Annotated in this window: 9 protein-coding genes; 4 read left to right on the forward strand and 5 right to left on the reverse strand. The window is 46.6% G+C overall.

Annotated elements, in window-relative coordinates; translation table 11 throughout:
• Positions 1-54: 54 nt before the first annotated feature.
• Positions 55-2,310, reverse strand: a complete 2,256-nt coding sequence (psaA, locus tag H6F74_RS11270) for a photosystem I core protein PsaA (RefSeq protein WP_190440759.1) — start codon at positions 2,308-2,310, stop codon at positions 55-57.
• Between the two features lie 454 nt (positions 2,311-2,764).
• Between psaA and H6F74_RS11275 the strand changes: the two genes are divergently transcribed.
• Positions 2,765-4,570 carry a hypothetical protein gene (locus H6F74_RS11275; RefSeq protein WP_190440761.1) on the forward strand — a complete coding sequence of 602 codons (1,806 nt, stop codon included), beginning with the start codon at positions 2,765-2,767 and terminating at the stop codon, positions 4,568-4,570.
• 496 nt (positions 4,571-5,066) lie between these two features.
• Positions 5,067-6,587 (forward strand): thioredoxin-like domain-containing protein, encoded by a 1,521-nt coding sequence (locus tag H6F74_RS11280; RefSeq protein ID WP_190440764.1) that lies wholly within the window; start codon positions 5,067-5,069, stop codon positions 6,585-6,587.
• 135 nt (positions 6,588-6,722) lie between these two features.
• Here the strand turns inward: H6F74_RS11280 and H6F74_RS11285 are convergent, their stop codons facing one another.
• Together H6F74_RS11285 and H6F74_RS11290 are read right to left on the reverse strand one after the other, a co-directional pair.
• On the reverse strand, positions 6,723-7,457 hold the full coding sequence (locus tag H6F74_RS11285; RefSeq protein ID WP_190428181.1) for a circadian clock KaiB family protein: 735 nt from the start codon (positions 7,455-7,457) through the stop codon (positions 6,723-6,725).
• Positions 7,458-7,545: 88 nt separating this feature from the next.
• Positions 7,546-8,928, reverse strand: a complete 1,383-nt coding sequence (locus tag H6F74_RS11290) for a type IV pilus twitching motility protein PilT (protein WP_190428182.1) — start codon at positions 8,926-8,928, stop codon at positions 7,546-7,548.
• Positions 8,929-9,574: 646 nt separating this feature from the next.
• On the opposite strand from H6F74_RS11290, the gene H6F74_RS11295 reads away from it, so the two are divergent.
• Both H6F74_RS11295 and wecB read left to right on the forward strand, forming a co-directional pair.
• Positions 9,575-9,949: a hypothetical protein gene (locus tag H6F74_RS11295; RefSeq protein ID WP_190440767.1), complete on the forward strand. Its 375-nt coding sequence runs from the start codon at positions 9,575-9,577 to the stop codon at positions 9,947-9,949.
• A gap of 216 nt (positions 9,950-10,165) precedes the next feature.
• Positions 10,166-11,284, forward strand: a complete 1,119-nt coding sequence (gene wecB, locus H6F74_RS11300) for a UDP-N-acetylglucosamine 2-epimerase (non-hydrolyzing) (protein ID WP_190440770.1) — start codon at positions 10,166-10,168, stop codon at positions 11,282-11,284.
• 14 nt (positions 11,285-11,298) lie between these two features.
• On the opposite strand, the gene H6F74_RS11305 is transcribed toward wecB, so the two are convergent.
• Positions 11,299-12,399: an ABC transporter ATP-binding protein gene (locus H6F74_RS11305; protein ID WP_190428187.1), complete on the reverse strand. Its 1,101-nt coding sequence runs from the start codon at positions 12,397-12,399 to the stop codon at positions 11,299-11,301.
• 144 nt (positions 12,400-12,543) lie between these two features.
• Positions 12,544-17,532 carry an AAA family ATPase gene (locus H6F74_RS11310; protein WP_190440773.1) on the reverse strand — a complete coding sequence of 1,663 codons (4,989 nt, stop codon included), beginning with the start codon at positions 17,530-17,532 and terminating at the stop codon, positions 12,544-12,546.
• Positions 17,533-18,038 lie beyond the last annotated feature (506 nt).

Raw genomic sequence — 18,038 nt, forward strand, 5'->3', positions numbered from 1 at the left:
CTGAGAACTAAGCAAGTTCTACTCATTACTCAGCACTCATTACTCAGTCCTGACTTATCCTATTGATAGGATTCGCGCCTCAAAGAACGCCCATATCGTGACGATTGCTCCCAGCAGGAAGTGAGCAACCCCCACAGCCCGACCCTGAATGATGCTCAGAGCGCGAGGCTGGATCGATGGGGCAACTTTTAGTTTATTGTGCGCCCAAACGATGGATTCAATCAACTCCTGCCAGTAGCCACGACCACTGAACAAGAACATTAAGCTGAATGCCCAGACAAAGTGAGCGCCCAGGAACAGCAGACCATAAGCGGAGAGAGCTGATCCGTAGGATTGAATCACTTGAGCGGCTTGCGCCCACTGGAAGTCACGCAACCAGCCGTTGATCGTGATGGCACTCATCGCAAAGTTGCCACCAGTTATGTGATCCACCGTACCATCGGCGTTGACTGTTCCCCACACATCCGACTGCATTTTCCAGCTGAAGTGGTAAACCGCGATCGCAATCGTGTTGAACATCCAGAACAGACCCAGGTAAACGTGGTCCCAACCAGAAACCTGGCAGGTACCGCCACGACCAGGACCGTCGCACGGGAACCGGAAGCCGAGATTCATCTTGTCTGGAATCAGACGAGAGCTACGAGCAAACAGGAAGCCCTTCAGCAGAATCAGCACTGTAACGTGAATTTGGAAGGCGTGAATATGGTGGATCATGAAATCCGCCGTACCCAGCGCAAGTGGCATCATCGCTACCTTGCCACCTACAGCCATAATGCCGCCACCGAAGGCATAGCTAACTGGCTCAAGCTGGTTGGGAGCGGTAGCGCCGGGAGCCAGCGTGTGCAAGTTCTGCACCCACTGAGCAAATACCGGTTGCAGCTGAATTGCTGTATCCGAGAACATATCTTGGGGACGGCCCAAGGCACTCATCGTGTCATTGTGAATGTACAAACCGAAGCTGTGTAAGCCCAGGAAAATACATACCCAGTTGAGGTGAGAGATGATTGCATCCCGGTGACGAATCACCCGATCCAGCAAGTTGTTTTGGTTCACAACCGGATCGTAATCCCGCACCATGAAAATGGTAGCGTGAGCTGCTCCACCAACGATACAGAATGCCCCAATCCACATATGGTGGGTGAATATGGACAACTGCGTCGCGTAGTCAGTGGCGAGGTACGGATACGGAGGCATCGCGTACATATGGTGCGCCACAATAATGGTCACAGAACCCAGCATAGCTAGGTTGATACCCAACTGAGCGTGCCAGGAGGTTGTGAGGTTTTCATAGAGACCTTTATGACCATCACCTGTGAAGGGGCCTTTGTGGTTCTCTAGGATTTCCTTAATGCTGTGACCAATTCCCCAGTTGGTGCGGTACATATGACCGGCGATGATGAACAGCACCGCCAAAGCCAAGTGATGGTGGGCTGTATCTGTCAGCCATAAGCCTCCAGTGACTGGGTTTAAGCCACCTTTGAAGGTGAGGAAGTCAGCATACTGACCCCAATTCAAAGTCCAGAACGGCGTTAACCCTTGGTTAAAGCTGGGATACAGCTGCGCCATCAAGTCACGGTTCAAAATGAACTCTTGGGGCAGGGGGATATCTTTGATAGCCACTCCCGCATCCAGCAGCTTGTTGGTGGGTAGGGCCACGTGAATTTGGTGACCTGCCCAAGACAAGCATCCCAGACCTAGCAATCCTGCTAGGTGGTGGTTCAGCATCGACTCCACGTTCTGGAACCATTCCAGTTTAGGAGCACGCTTGTGATAGTGGAACCAGCCAGCAAACAGCATCAGAGCGGCTGCTACCAAGCCACCAATGGCAGTGCAGTAAAGCTGGAATGTGTTTGTAAAGCCAGCCGCCCGCCAAACCTGGAACAAGCCGGATGTAATTTGAATTCCGTGGAAGCCACCGCCCACATCGGCATTCAAAATATCTTGACCTACGATTGGCCAGACAACTTGAGCGCTAGGCCTGATTCCAAGGGGATTGGCTAGCCAAGCTTCGTAGTTAGAAAAGCGAGCGCCATGAAATTCCATACCGCTTAGCCAGATGAAGACAATGGCTAAGTGACCAAAGTGCGCCGCAAAGATTTTCCGAGATACGTCTTCTAAGTCACTTGTATGACTATCGAAATCGTGGGCGAGAGCGTGAAGGTTCCAAATCCAGGTGGTGGTTTTTGGCCCTCTAGCAAGGGTGCGGTCAAAATGACCGGGCTGCGACCACTTCTCAAAAGAAGTTGGTACCGGGTCTTTATCAACTACTACCCTTACCTTTTGCTCCCGCTCCGGAGGACTGATTGTCATGAGGACTCTCCTCTCTTTAGACAAGGAACGAGAACTGTCCCATTCAACAAAGTTGATTTTAATGGGGGCAGGAAAGCTGGCTGGGAAGAACCACTTTCCCCGAATTATGTAATGCCCGTTTTAAAGGGTTCACTACAGAGGGAAGGATTCAAAACCACACCCTCTATCTTGTAGATGATAGGTCTTGAATTACAGCCTATTCCGATGGACTTAACAATAATTCAAATTTGGTCAATCGTTTATGCAACTTAGCTTGCACCTCCATAATCAGGGGTACAAAGTCAAGAGGCGTTAAATTTAGTTTACAAAACTAAATTATCAGCTCATTTAAAGCTGGTATTTTTTTCCTTACCATCTACGGAAATTCCCTAGATTTCGGCGGTCAGATTCATGCTTTTGGGCTATATTTCCCTATGGGCAGCTGTCGCGCAAAGAGTAGGAGTGAGTGTTGGGCATGAATCGCCAGTGGAAACCCGTAAGAGTGCTAGTTTCATTTCTGATGGCAGCAGTATTGGTGGGAAGTTTAGCGGGGTGTGGCAAAGCCTCCCCGAAACCGTCAGATCCTGCCTCCAAAGGCATATCTTCCCTAGCCTCTGGGGCAGTCTCAGAAGTGTCACCGCCAGAAGTCATTCAACAGTTGCGTCCAGCCTTGGAAGCTTATCAGCCGCAAGTAAGTATTCTCAGCCCCCAGGCAGATGAAATTATTCAAGACACCAAAGTTGAGGTAAGGCTCCAGGTTCAGGACTTGCCAATCTTCAAAAACCCTGACTTTGGTCTAGGCCCGCATCTGCACGTAATCCTTGACAACCAACCTTATGAGGCGGTTTACGACTTAAACAAACCCTTAGTTTTTGAAGATTTAGCTCCCGGAACTCATACCCTGCGAGTCTTTGCCTCCCGTCCTTGGCATGAGAGCTTCAAAAATGAAGGCGCTTACGCCCAAACTACCTTTCACCTGTTCACCAAGACAGCAGGCAACAACCCCGATCCTCAACAGCCACTGTTAACCTATAGCCGTCCTAAAGGCAGCTATGGGGCCGAGCCAATCATGCTCGATTTCTATCTGACCAACGCTCCCCTGCACCTAGTTGCGAAGGAAAATCCTGAAGACGACATTGCTGACTGGCGAGTACGGGTCACAGTAAATGGTCAAAGCTTTGTTCTAGACAGATGGCAACCGCTTTATCTCAACGGCTTTAACCAAGGGAAAAACTGGGTACAACTAGAGTTTCTGGATGAGAAGGGAAACCCAGTTAACAATGTGTTTAACAACACAGTCCGGCTGATAACCTACGATCCCAAAGGCAAAGATACCCTTGACAAGATTGTGCGGGGCGAACTCTCAGCAGATCAAGTTCGGGGAATTGTAAACCCCAGCTACACCGCTACGACACCAGTACCAACGCCAACCCCGACACCGGAACCGTTACAAACTCCTAGCGTTGAAGAAACACCTACGCCTCAGATAGAGGAAGAGATACCAACAGAACCGGAAGAAGTACAGCCAACAAGACCAGCCGAACCCTTATCGGCCCAGACAAAACAGGTAGAAAAACCCAAAGGTGGCTTTTTCAATCGCTTCCGTGGTAAATCTGCCCCAGTCCCATCACCTACATTGCCAGAGGTGATGGAGTCGCCGACTCCGGAACCAGCAGAACCAGAAACAATTCCGCTACCAGAGTTTTTACCAGAACCGGAAGTATCGCCGATTCCAACTCCAGAAGTAGAACTGATTCCCCCAGTTGAACCAGTACCGACCCAGACAAAACAGGTAGAAAAGCCTAAAGGCGGCTTCTTCAATCGCTTCCGGCGGCAACCTTCCCAGGAGGTGACACCTGCTCCCAGCTTGCCACCGACAGAGCCAGAAGTTATCGAAACGCCTTCGCCAGAACCCTTGGCACCAGAAACAGCTCCTGAACCAGAGGCAGGTGTTGTTACTCCTTCCCCCAGCTTGCCGCCAACGCTACCGGATATAGTGCCATCACCAGCGCCTGAAGCAGTGACTCCTGATTTGGTTGAGCCTCAGCCAGAGAGTTCACCAGATGCAGTACCTTCGACAACATCATCGGAAGCCAAACCCAAAGTGGATTTTAAGGAAATCTTCCTGCCAAAAACTTCTCCAACCCCAACCCCAAGGATTATCCAAGCCCCAACTGAACCAGATATCCCCAGCAGCTTCTTCAAGAAATCAGCAACACCAGTAACACCAGAACCTTCTCCCGCAGCTGAGGAGATGGAGGAGGCTGAGTCAGGAGGCTGATAACCTTAGAAAAACTGGGTCAAAATCAGAGAGTGCGATCGCATTCTCTGATTCTCTAAACCCTCCCGCGCTAAACTAGCGAAACTGTAACCAAATCAAGCTCAATGCCAAATCTCTCAGTAATGGTATCTATCACCTTGGCTTCTTCTGGTGTTGTCACTCCGTCTAACTGAGCAATTTTCAGGCATTGAACCAGAAGCGATTGATTTGATTCAGCAAAGTCTCTAATTGTGGCGGTAATTTAATATTGGATGCGATCGCTTCCCTTGAAGCCGCTTTGGGATCGCCTTGCGCGAGCAAGTTCCAGAAGATTCGGCTGAGTCACAACCAGCCGGCTTAACGTAAGCTTCTAAACTCAGGGTTCCCGGATTTTAACGATACATTGACATTTTTCAGCATTTTTTGCGCGATCGCACTCCCGGTATAAAGCAGTCAAGCACAGTTTCGCTAACGTAAAGGAGTGTAAAGTTATGCGATCGCGCTCACTAATAAAGCTATGACTCCCCGCGTTAGAGCGCCAGAGTTTCCCAAAAACAAAACCTGGCTAAACACCGACCGCCCTCTCTCTATCCAAGAGTTAAAAGGGCGAGTTGTAATACTTGACTTTTGGACATATTGCTGCATCAACTGCCTGCACGTCCTGCCAGATTTAAAATACCTCGAACAAAAATACAAAGACAGCCTAACAGTCATTGGCGTTCACTCCCCCAAATTTGAAAACGAGAAAGAAGCTGAAAACATCCGTCAGGCAATCCTGCGTTATGACATTGAGCATCCAGTCGTAGTTGACAGCAATTTTGCGATTTGGCGACACTATGCCGTCCGTGCATGGCCTACCTTGATGGTGATTGACCCAGAAAGCTACGTCATTGGCTATATGTCTGGGGAAGGAAATCGGGATGCTTTAGACCAGTTGATTTCGCAGCTAATTGAGCAACACAAAGAGCAGGGAACGATTAATTTTCATGAACTTAGCCCCATTTTGGAAAAACAGCGGCAACCCTTGGCGACACCCCTGGCTTTTCCCGGTAAAGTGTTAGCGGATGGCGATCGCTTATTCATCGCCGACTCCGGTCATCACCGCATCGTTGCCAGTACCATCGCAGGTGAAGTGCTACATATAATTGGCACTGGCAAACAAGGGTTAACCGACGGTTCCTTTACCGAAGCTCAGTTTTTCGCGCCTCAAGGCATGGCACTAGATACCGAGAATCAAATTCTCTATGTCGCCGACACCGAAAACCACGCCATACGTAGAGTTGACCTCAAAAATCAGCAAGTGCAAACCATTGCTGGTACTGGCGAACAAAGCCATCAAATTCGCCCCCACAGTGGTGCTGGACTAGAAACTAAGTTAAATTCCCCTTGGGATTTAGAAAAAGTGGGAAATAGCCTATTTATCGCTATGGCTGGCCCTCACCAAATCTGGGAAATGCAGCTAGAAACTGGCACCGTCAGCACCTATGCAGGCACAGGTGCAGAATCATGCGTGGATGGAAATCTTGACGAATCTGCCTTTTCCCAACCCAGCGGCATCATTACAGATGGCCAAGAATTATACATAGCCGACAGCGAAATTAGTTCAATTCGCGGTGTCGGACTAGGCAAACAAGCTCAAGTGCGAACTGTCTGCGGCAGCGGTGAGCTATTTGGATTTGGAGATGTTGATGGTGAAGGCTACGACGTGCGACTCCAGCACTGTCTAGGTGTTGAATATGCCCAAAATTCCCTTTGGGTAGCTGATACCTACAACCACAAAATTAAGCGAGTTGACCCCAAAAGCGGCATTTGCGAAACTGTTTTGGGAGGCACGGCAGGATTTCAGGATGGTGAAGGCACCAGCGCACGATTTTCTGAGCCATCAGGACTAAGTGCCGTTGGTTCCAATCTATACATTGCGGATACTAATAACCATGCTATCCGTTGTGTCAATCTCGCCACGCTGAGTGTCACAACCATAAAGTTTCCAGGGTTGTGTGCGCCAGATGTCTGTATTCCCGCGGCTTATGAAAATTAAATTTCTCATTCCCTGGCTGGGCCAGGGAATGCTATTCTCGGAGGCAGAGCCTTCCGTAATGTTTGGCAGATGAGGCAGAGCCTCTAGATTTACATTGCCAACCAGAGACTGGCAACGAGATAAACAAGAGAAAATTTATAAATCCACAGCGCCGAGTACCTGTAGCACTCTTTCAATATTATCCAAATCACCAACAATCCTTCGTACAGGCTGAGGCCAGACCCGAACAAGGGTGGGTGTTGCAGAGATATGATTAGACTCTGCCTGCTCTGGGTGTTTGAAGATATCAATAACTTTCAAAGTGTAAGGATGACCAAGAGATTGCTCTAACAGCTGGTGCAAACTTTGGAGAGTCCGTTCAGTGGTTCCATTATGTCCGGAAACAAACAGGCGCAGGACATAGCCACGAGTCGGGACTGTAGGTAATGAAGGTTGGAAACCAGTTCGTTCCAAGCGCACGATCAAGTCGTGGTTTTCCCAAAGCTGGGGAAATTGGTCGCGATAAGTTTCTAGTACAATCGGGTCGCCTAATTCTGGGGGCCAAGGAGCAATTTGCCAATTTTGCCAATCGCCAGTCTGAAAAACCCCATTCAGTAATGCCTGATGCCGTCGCACTGGCGGATAGACTTCAGCCGCAACCTGCAATTCTTGGGTATAAGGAGCAAACCAGCGATCGATTGTGGCAGTGTACGCTGGCACTAAAAAATGAGGAGGCTCCTGTAACCCCAGCATTTCTTGAAGTCCAGCACACAAATGCAGGTGCCAGTGGTTCTGCTTAGTCGAGTCAATACAATAAATTAAATCCCCCCCTGGTGTAAACAGGGCAATGCCTTTGAACAACTGGGGGATGTGTAGTTGGTATTGGGTCAAGGAAATGCGCCAAAAGAATAAAAATTAAAAATTAAAAATGGAAGAAGAAGCTCTTCTTTTTTAATTTTTAATTTTACATTTTTAATTGCTATACCCGTCCTCGGAGGAATTGAGCCATCTCGTTAGGAGTAGGCGACATTTCCAAGGCAGTTTCTTCAGTAATTCTACCTTCTTGATAGAGGTCGAGGAGCGCTCTATTCATGGTAATCATGCCGTCAAAACTGGAGGCAAGCATGATTCCGGTAATCTCTTCATACTTACCTTCCTTGATGTAATCTTTGATCGCCTCAGTATTGATCAGGATGTCGTGGAAAGCAGCACGTTTACCATCGGTGGTTTTGCACAAACCTTGGGAAATGATGGATACAAGGGACTCAGCGATCGCAATCTTCATAGAATGCTGCTCCTCAGCTGAGTAAAGATTGAGAATCCGCTCAATCGTTTTCACAGCGCTGTTGGTGTGTAGCGTTCCCATTACCAAGTGACCAGTTTGAGCCGCTTTGAGGGCAGTGTTAACCGTTTCTTTATCACGCATTTCCCCCACCAAAATCAAGTCGGGGTCTTCCCGCAACGCTGCTTTCAGTGCGTTGTCAAACTTCAAGGTGTTTAAACCGACTTCCCGGTGTTTAATTAGAGACTTGCGACTGGTATGAACAAATTCAATCGGGTCTTCAATGGTGATGATGTGCTTTGCCATTTCTTTATTGATGTAGTCAATCATGGCAGCCATCGTGGTAGATTTACCAGAACCTGTTGGCCCTGTCACCAAAATCAACCCTTTATGGTAATGACAAATATCTTTAAATACTTCTGGCAACCGTAGCTGCTCCATCGTCAAGATATTGTTCGGGATGAGTCGCATTACCATCGCCGGCCCGCGCATGGAACCAAATACGTTGATCCGCGCCCGCGAAAACTCGTACTGCGTTACCCCGTCAAAGTCTAGACGTTCTTCAAATTCCCGAATCTGAGCATCGCTCATCACTTCCCGCAACCAGCTCATAAAAGTTGCTTCATCCGTTAACGGATAATCCGTCGTTTCCATATCGCCCCGCTTGCGGAAGCGCGGAACTTCAGATACACCTACGTGAATGTCGGAAATTCCATTTTCATGAGCCTTGACGACGATTTCCCGTAATGTTGGTTGGCCCGGACTAGGGCCTACAGGTTTTGCCGGTGTGCGAGCTACAACAGTTGGTGCAGCCGAGGAAGGCGGAGGAGCTGGTCGCCCCGAAGGTGGCACCCCAGGCGGCATCCCAGGCGGCATCCCAGGTGGAACTTTGGGGGGAGGCGGAGGAGCTGCGACAGCGGTTCTTTGTGTCGAAGACATTTCCACGGTTTGCATTGGCTGCTGCTGAGTGGAACTGGTGGCAGCTGCATCCCTTGCTGGAGGTCGCATTCCCGGCGGTGGTGCAGGGGGGACGCGGGGTGGAGGGGGCGGTGACATCGGTGGACGCTGGGGTTCTGTCATCTTTCAAATACCGCTGTTAGAAAATTTACATCAATTAATAAAGCGCACTTTCATCCCGCGAAGACGTTTCCTCAAGGCAGTCCTCAGAGGCGATTCGAGGGTTTGGCTGCTGTTGTAGGAGTTTTAAGCACTCCTATTGGTAGTTTTCCCAAAACTAGGGGGTGAGTAACATTCACCGGAAAAAATTCTTTCTTTTCAGGGGATTGTTCAATTTGGGATTTTGGATGGGAGGTTTTCTCCCAGTTACCCCCTCCCCAGTCCCTTTCATAGATGAGCTTAATTATGAGAATATTTATTGAAAATCATAAGATATGTTAAGCAGAATGGTGTTGGATTGGTTGTATAGAAGTTATATGGGCGATCGCGTCTTTTTAGCCTGCCTATAAAATAAGCTGAAATCCTAACACTCTTGAAAACCTATATCTTTAGGGGGATGGTGGTTATAATTTGCGCTTTACAATAAGCCGACGCTGAAAATTTTGCAGCCATAAATAATCTGAACTGAGTGTAAATTTTAGTAAAGATAAGCTCATCTTAAGAAAAGGATTAACTATACTAATTTTCACGCTGGTCGAGTCCGCAAGGATCGATTAAAAGTCATTTTCTACATATAAATTCGTTGTTTGGCTATCAGGAGAAAAAAATCATGCAACTGACTCAGAACCAAAGTTTGGGAAAAGGTTATTCATTATCTACGATCAAAAGCTTTTTGATCTGGACTTTTACTTTAACGGTTTGCTTACTGGTTGTAGGGTTCCCGTTGGTTGTCCTCATGGTTACGGTAGGCGCAATGCTGGCGATCGCTTTACAATCTGTACTGCCTGTGAGCGCTGTATTATTGGTGGCAGGAGCCTTGATTGGAGCAAATATTTTGGCAGTTGTCGCTGGTGCGGCATTGTTAACTCTCAAGGGAGTACATCCTCAAGAAGTGCGTTGGTTGCACTGGCTGCATGGTGAAGCAAATCCTCGTCACACTTCAGTGTATGCAGCTTGCCCACTAACTTGCGATCTAGATTCCTAACAAATGAATAAATTGTGAACGCTCATCTAAAGAAAGTGTGTTGTCTGCAACAGTTCAACGACCCGGCATCTGCCGGGTCTTTTCGTAGGAGAATCTTTATATAGGATTGGGAAAAGCGAACAACTTTGTATGCGTCCGAAGTGCGAAAAACCGCATCAAGTACCATATAAAGGAAGCGATCGCAATTCCTGTTACTCGCAAATGACCTAAATTTCCATGCTCCCATCTCCTTTTTCGATTTGCATCACTCTGGGAACCCGTCCGGAAGCGATTAAACTGGCACCAGTTATCCAGCAGTTCCAGCGATCGCCCAATTTTAAAACTCAGGTAGTTTTGACTGGTCAGCATCGAGAAATGGTTCAACAGGTGATGCAGCTATTTGGACTGAGTGCTGATTGGAATCTAGAAATCATGCAACGTCAGCAAACTCTCACAGATATTACCTTTCGCAGTTTGCGGGGACTAGAAGCCATATTTGGACAGTTGCAGCCACAGATGGTAATAGTTCAAGGTGATACAACCACAGCTTTTGCAGCTACTTTGGCGGCATTTTACCAAAAAATCCCCGTAGGTCACGTAGAAGCGGGATTACGCACAGACGATCTATTTAATCCTTATCCAGAAGAAGCCAATCGAAGGCTGATTTCCCAACTAACCCAACTGCATTTTGCGCCAACATCGCTGGCGGTGGAAAACCTGCAACGTTCTGGAGTGACGGGTGAAATTCACCAAACTGGAAATACAGTAATTGATGCTTTGCTGACGGTGGCGAAAAGTCAGCCAGAGTGCGACATTCCCGGTTTGGACTGGAGTAAATACCGCGTACTTCTAGCAACAGTTCACCGCCGGGAGAACTGGGGGGAACCACTCCAAGGAATTGCAGAGGGATTTCTACATATATTAGATAAGTTTCCCGATGCAGCTTTATTGTTACCCCTGCATCGAAATCCGACAGTGCGAGAACCGTTACAAGCACTTTTAGGAACTCACGAGAGAGTTTTTTTAACAGAACCCTTAGATTACGCGCAGCTTGTAGGCGCAATTCAACGCAGTTACTTGCTGTTAACAGATTCCGGCGGATTACAAGAGGAAGCACCGAGTTTAGGTAAACCAGTGCTAGTTTTACGGGAAACCACAGAAAGACCAGAAGCTGTAACAGCAGGTACAGCAAAATTGGTGGGAACCGACTCAAATCAAATTCTGGCTGCGGCGACCCAATTGTTAAGTAATCCAGATGCCTATCAAAAGATGGCAACAGCGATTAATCCTTTTGGCGATGGACGTGCATCTGAGAAAATTTTGCAAATTGTAGAGAAATATTTCTCTAGCTGTTAAAAATCACTAAATTTCTAAGGATAGAGAGTGTCGCCAGTGGTGGAGTCAAAGACAAACAGCTGATTCAGGTCGAGTTGGATGGTCAAGCGATCGCCCGGACGACCCCGCCAATCTGCACCCGCCTGAAAATTCACCACAACACCAGATTCCGGCAAACGCCCACGAACCAGAATCTCCCTCCCCAAAGGTTCAACAACATGCACCTCAATAACTAACTGTCCATATTCCTTTTCTTCAGGGGGCGTTTGCGGTTCAATCCAAATATGCTCCGGACGAATTCCCAAATCAAAAGTTTTCCCTTCAGGGAGTTTTAACTTATTGCGAAGCGCAAACGGACAAGGTAAAGATTCGTTGCCTATCTGAAAAACTTCACCCGTGTAGGTCGCGGATAAAATATTCATCGGCGGACTACCTAAAAACGTCGCCACCATCCGATTAGCAGGTCTGGCATAAATATTTTGAGGGTCGCCAATTTGCTGAATCCGACCTTGATTTAGCACTATAATTTGATCGGCTAAAGTCATCGCTTCTACCTGATCGTGGGTGACATAAATAGTAGTAATTCCCACTTTTTGATGTAGCTGCTTGAGTTCCGCCCGCGTATCATCTCGCAACTGAGCATCTAAATTAGAAAGTGGTTCATCTAAGAGAAATACTTGGGGTTGACGTGCGATCGCTCTCCCCAACGCTACTCGCTGCTGCTGTCCTCCTGAAAGTTGCTTAGGCTTGCGATCCAGAAGATGGGAAATATCGAGCGATCGCGCTACCGTTTCCACCCGTTCTCGAACCATTTTCTTCTCAAAAGAGCGCATTCTCAGACCAAAAGCCAGATTTTCGGCTACCGTCATGTGCGGGTAAAGCGCATAATTTTGGAATACCATCGCCACATCCCTGGCCCTAGCGGGGACACCATTCATCAAAGTATCCCCGATGTAGAGATTACCGCCAGTGGCAGTTTCCAAACCAGCAATCGTTCGCAAAATCGTCGATTTACCGCAACCGGAAGGCCCCACCATCACCCAGAATTCTCCATCAGGCACCTCGAAGGTAATATTCTCAATGGCAGTGGTATTAGTAAATCTGCGCGTAATGCCTTGTAAGCGAACGTTTGCCATAGTTTTTAGCTATTAGTCATCAGTTATTAGTTTATACGTAGTTATTAGTGAAAATGCCTTACTGTAGGCGCTTCGCCTTCCCCAAGGATAATCGCAGCTTTGGACGTGGAACATCAAAGCTAAAGCGCTGTGAGTATATATTTCCTAATTACTATTGCAAAGAAAGCGATCGCTTGCTCGAACTTTTGGGTTATTCCTCAGATAGTCCTGCACCCAATCACAACTGTGCAACAGGAGATTATCTAAATCCAGATTCCAAATACTCGCTGTTTGATCCTGACTAGCAGAAGCAAGTGCTTTACCATCAGGACTGAAACTGACGCTTGTAACGCGGCCACTATGACCTTGAAGAGTTTTAATCAAAGTATCATCAAGCCGCCACAATTGTACTGTATTTTCCCAAGTAGTCGTCGCCAAAATTTGACCATCTGGGCTAAAACTAAGATGAGAAACGCTATCAGTATGCCCTTCTAAAGTTCGATACAAAGATCCATCGCGCCGCCAAAGTTTGACAGTGTTATCATAACTAGCTGACGCGATTAGCTGACCATTGGGACTAAACGTTACATCCAAGACCCAGCCATTATGCCCAGCCAGAGTTTGGATGTATTTGCCATCAGATGTCCAGAGTTTTATAGTATTATCATCGCTGGTAGTTGCCAGTGTATTACCATTCGGACTAAAGGCAACTGCATTAACGCGATCGCTATGTCCCTTCAAAGTTTTAACCAGCCTACCAGAAACATCCCAAAGTTTCACTGTCTTATCGCGAGAAGCAGACGCAAGGATCTTGCCATTAGGACTAAAAGCCACATCCAAGACCCAATTTTTATGTCCATTCTGCCCATTTAAAGTTAAAAGCAGCTTACCCGATATATTCCAAATTTTCACCGTTTTGTCGCGAGAAGCAGAAGCAATCAACTGACCGTCTGGACTAAAAGTAACACTATGTACCCGGTCTTTATGCCCCACCAAAGTTCCAAGTAACAATCCACTTTTGTCCCACAATTTCACCGTTTTATCTTGACTAGCAGAAGCCAAAGTCTGACCATCTGGGCTGAAACTAATGTCATGGACATGATCCTTATGTCCTTTTAAAATAATGCGCGACATATCGTTAAGTCGCCAGAATTTAACAGTTTTGTCGTAACTACCAGAAGCCAAAGTCTGCCCATTTGGCGACCAAGATACACTGGTGACAGCATCGCTGTGTCCCTTAAGAATTCTGTAGGAACGAGTTTCAAACTTGGCCTTACTGTCACGCCGCCAAACTCTCACCGTATTATCATTACTAGCAGAAGCTAACTTCTGACTATCGGGACTAAAACTAACTGCAAACACCCAGTCAGTATGTCCTGCCAGCGTCTGAACCAGTTCGCCGCTTTTGTTCCAAAGTTTTATCGTTTTGTCATCGCTTGCTGAAGCCAAAAACTGCCCATCCATGCTGAAACTCAGGCAAGTCACTTTGCCTTGATGTCCCCGTAAAATTTTGTCAGGCTGCTCTACCTTTGGCTTGGAAATATCCCAAATGCTGATGATTTTGTCATAACTCGCCGTAGCTAAGAGCCTTCCATCCGGGCTGAAAACAAGGCTAGTAACTTTGCTGTTATGTTTTAAGGTCTTCAGCAACTGGCCAGTGCTGCGGTTCCAAAGCTTTACCGTTTTATCATCGCTTGCTGAAGCCAATATTTTACCGTCAGGGCTGAAGCTAACGTTATTAACCGGGCTACTATGTCCCTTAATTGTTCTAATTAAAGTGCCGTCTGTTTTCCACAGTTTTATCGTCTTGTCTAAACTGCTAGAAGCCAACGTTTTACCGTCTGGGCTGAAACTTACACTGGTGACACTATCAGTGTGTCCAATAAGGTTTCCCAAAGTTTTCAGTAGTTTGCCATCCCGTCGCCAGAGTTTTACCGTCTTATCTGTACTCGCTGAGGCAATTGTTTGTCCGTCTGGGCTGAAACTCACACCCCAAACTATATCCCGATGCCCCTCCAAGCGATTGCGCTCTTGCACGCCATAGACTGCTCGCTGCATTGCTAACAAGACCCGTAGCTGAGTCGCTGGTTCTACACCCGTGGCATTTTTTAGGCGTTTACCTGCCCTCAACGCTTCAATTAAAGCATCAAATTCCTTGTAGGAAACAAAGAGTGTTTCGGAAGAAGCACTTAGGGCGCTAAGCTGAGCATTAGTTTGCGCGATCGCAGCTACTTTTCTTTGGGCTTCCGCTCGCCACGCAAATTGTCCAGCCAAAATTGCCAGAATTGCCATTATAATACCAGCGGCAATAGTCCCCAGTTGTTGTTTCTGAACTCGATTCAGTTTTTCCTCACTTCTGGCTAGCTGTGCTTTCAGGTTCAAATCGGATCTATGGCGAATCCGCTCGACCAAATAATCATGCACCAACTGATAGCGGGCTTCTGATTCATCCCAGACAACAAACACTAAACCAGAGCCGATCAGAATCTCTAAAATTAAATTTAGTTTCTTTTTCTTGACAGATAAAATAGTTGCGAATTCCTCTTGAGTCTTTAGCGGGCGGGTTCCTTTTTTATCTGTTAATAAAAACAAAATATCCCAAGCTGCGGACTCGTTCTCTGGGCCACAATCAGCAATAACTTTTTTTAAAAATCTCTCCACCAGTTCTGCTTTTGGGTTAGCTCCAAGTTGCAGATATTGCTGCAAAGTTGTGATTTTGTCTTCTTCTTCTTGTAGTTGAGCGCCCACTAATTGCAACTCAATAGGCCGAACTTCTCCTAATTCTTCAGCCAAATCTTCTACCAACCGACTAATTAGTTGCTGCTCCAAATTAAAAAATGGAGAACGTTCAGTTAATCTTTTAATCACCAATTTGGCATCTTTCTTAGAAAAGTTGCCCAAGTAATAACGAATTTCTTGATTTAAAATATCATTATTGATAATATCTAAATAATTAAGCCGTTCGCATTCTAATAAATAATGTAGATAGTCCTCTCGCAGCGATAAAATAACTTTGACAAAAGGAATGTTTAAACAGTCACGCAAAAATTCATAAAATTGATGCCTAATAGCTGGGTTAGTACAAACAAAAAATAACTCTTCAAATTGGTCAAAAATCAGAACTGTTAACAGATTGCCGTTAGCATTTTGTCGCAACTGTTCTAGAATTTCAGTGGAAATTGGGAACTCTTGACTAGGTAAAGGAAATAATTCTCTTTCTCTACTGGTGTTTGCCTCTTCGCCTTTCTGATTCCTAAGAGCGAGAGAATGGGCTAAATTTCTTCTCAGCGTCCCCAGCCAATCGCTGTAAGCCTGCACTACGACGGGCAAGACATCGCGAGCGCCAATACTTTTGAGCTGTAGTGCGGGGATTAAACCAGCTGTAATAATTGAGCTTTTGCCAACCCCAGAAGGGCCGTGAATTAAAATCAGCTTGCGATCGTTGCGGCTGATGCGCTCGATAAGGCGACTAACATCTTGTTGGCGACCGGAAGCCGCTATCTCCTGGGCAACAGAGCCTCTAGCTCGCGTTTCTAGTGCATGTGAGATACTTGGGTTAAGAGCTTGTCGGTGGGGCTGTAAGCGTCCAGCACCAGTGAAGGCGCGGAAACCATACTGCTGTTCAATGGAACGCAGTTGTTGCTTAAGTAGAAAAGCTTGCAGATAGTGACCTTCTTCAAAGTAAAGCGATCGCAAAGCTTTGGCAATCCGAATATACAAATGCGGATCGTACTGATGGTTACACTGTTCTAGAGCTTGTTCCAAGTTTTTGACAGCAGTAGCAGTTTGCCACTCACCCAAATGCTGCTGGGACAGAGCTAGAAGAAATAGATATAAACTCTCATACTGGGAGAGTGGCATTGCTAGAGAGGTTGTATCTAAATTCGTTAGCGCCAGCGTTGAGAGTGCAAACCTTGCTTGCAAATTCACCTCTTCCCAGTTGCAGACAGAAAGAGCAACTTCCGCCAAAAAGCCATAATCTTGAGCTTGCTGGAGGGACAATTTATAAGTTTGATGTAACAACAAAGCTTTTTGAGCCAAAACCTGCAAGTCTGTCCAAGCTTCTAAGCGTTGCAGCACTTCACAAAGAGACGAAATAAACTTAGCAACCAGTTCTGGACGCTCAGCCGCTTCAAAGACCTTAATACACTCGTGTAAATAATCTCTGGATCGGTTCCAGTGTTGGCGGCTTTTTTCTGGTCGCAGGTTAGCCAAACGGCTGTAACATCGCCCTAGGTGAAACAGCAGTAACCCCTCTCTTTCTTTCTGGGGGTTCTGAAGGCCTAGCATGGTAAAGCGTCGCAGACGAGAATGGAAAGAAGTGTTTCTCGCTTTTCGGTTTTTGTCAGTTGCCTTTTTGTGACCACTCACTGCTGAGTCGTCACCTCGGAAATAAGCCAGACTTTTTTGATAATGGACTATGCTCGACTCGATCCGATCTCTGTTGTAGTCATCGCATCCCCGGACAAATTCCAGACTTGCTTGTAATTTTGGATCTAATTGTTGTCCGCGATCGCGCAAATCTTCTAAAGCTGACTCCAGTTCTAGAGGATGGTTGGAAACAGAAGGAGCAAGGGCAAAATTTTCTTGCGACTGATCGGTGGTGAAGTTTAGCTCTTTGGCAAACCAGGAGTCTGCCTTATTTTGCAGCAATTCCATTAACTCCGATGTGGACAGTACAAAGCGGATTGATGAAGCCGCCCAGCTTTTGAAATCCGGCGCAAACCGGATTAGCTTTTGCAGCACCGCGTCCGTAATCCACAGCACTATCGGAAAGGGAAAATGAGCGCGAAACTCATCTCGCAGTAAGTTGGTAGATATCAGCACCTGGTCAAGAGCGATCGCTGACTCTAACCCCAAAATCATCAACGCTGGCGGCATTTCCTGTTGTAGCTGCGATCCGCCTTGCTCCCCCACAGCTTCCAGAATCGGGTTGTAGAGGGTTTTGACTGTATCTGCTAAGATCAGCTCCCGCATCAAAAACTGATTTTGTTGGCGTATCTGCTGCACCATCCGATTTTGTAAAGAAGCATAGTTGCAGCGCACCAAGATTAGCGAAAAGTACCCCTGAGAAAGTGCGATCGCTCTTAATAATGTCCTCACTGAGCGATCGTTGTATGCAGATGCCTCTTCTGGTTCCCTCAAATCAGTCATTGCTCTCATTTTCGGCCTGTGCGTTCGATGCAAATAGTCATCAACCAGTGCTGTAGCAGTGGTGGTATCTACAAACCTTATAAGCAATAATACTTAGTCTATTTTTCGGTTTCGCAATTGACTGATTATCAGTATTTGCTAAATAAAGTTTTTTTACTCCCCTGTTGTCTCAGGACATATTTTTAGCACCCAAGTGAACCCTGTTAATTATCAAAAATCGTTTATTAATCTTTCGCCAGCTCACATCTTATATGCCTTTAGCAGAGAATAATCAATATTTCTTTAGACAGAATATAGAAACCATTGTCCGCAAAAAGCATACGAGCGATCGCCCGCTTCATACAGTGCTTTTGATACCGAGTAACTACCAGCCCATCTGGATTCTGTAGATATTAAAGTATGTTTCCGTGGCTATAAACCAATTTAGGAAACACGAAATTAAAGTTGCTCACATGAGAAAAACATAGATAGAAACCCGTTTTCTTAAGAAAACGGGTTTCTCAAAC

It is taken from the genome of Trichocoleus sp. FACHB-90 (genome assembly GCF_014695505.1).
Taxonomy (GTDB): domain Bacteria; phylum Cyanobacteriota; class Cyanobacteriia; order Cyanobacteriales; family FACHB-T130; genus Funiculus; species Funiculus sociatus.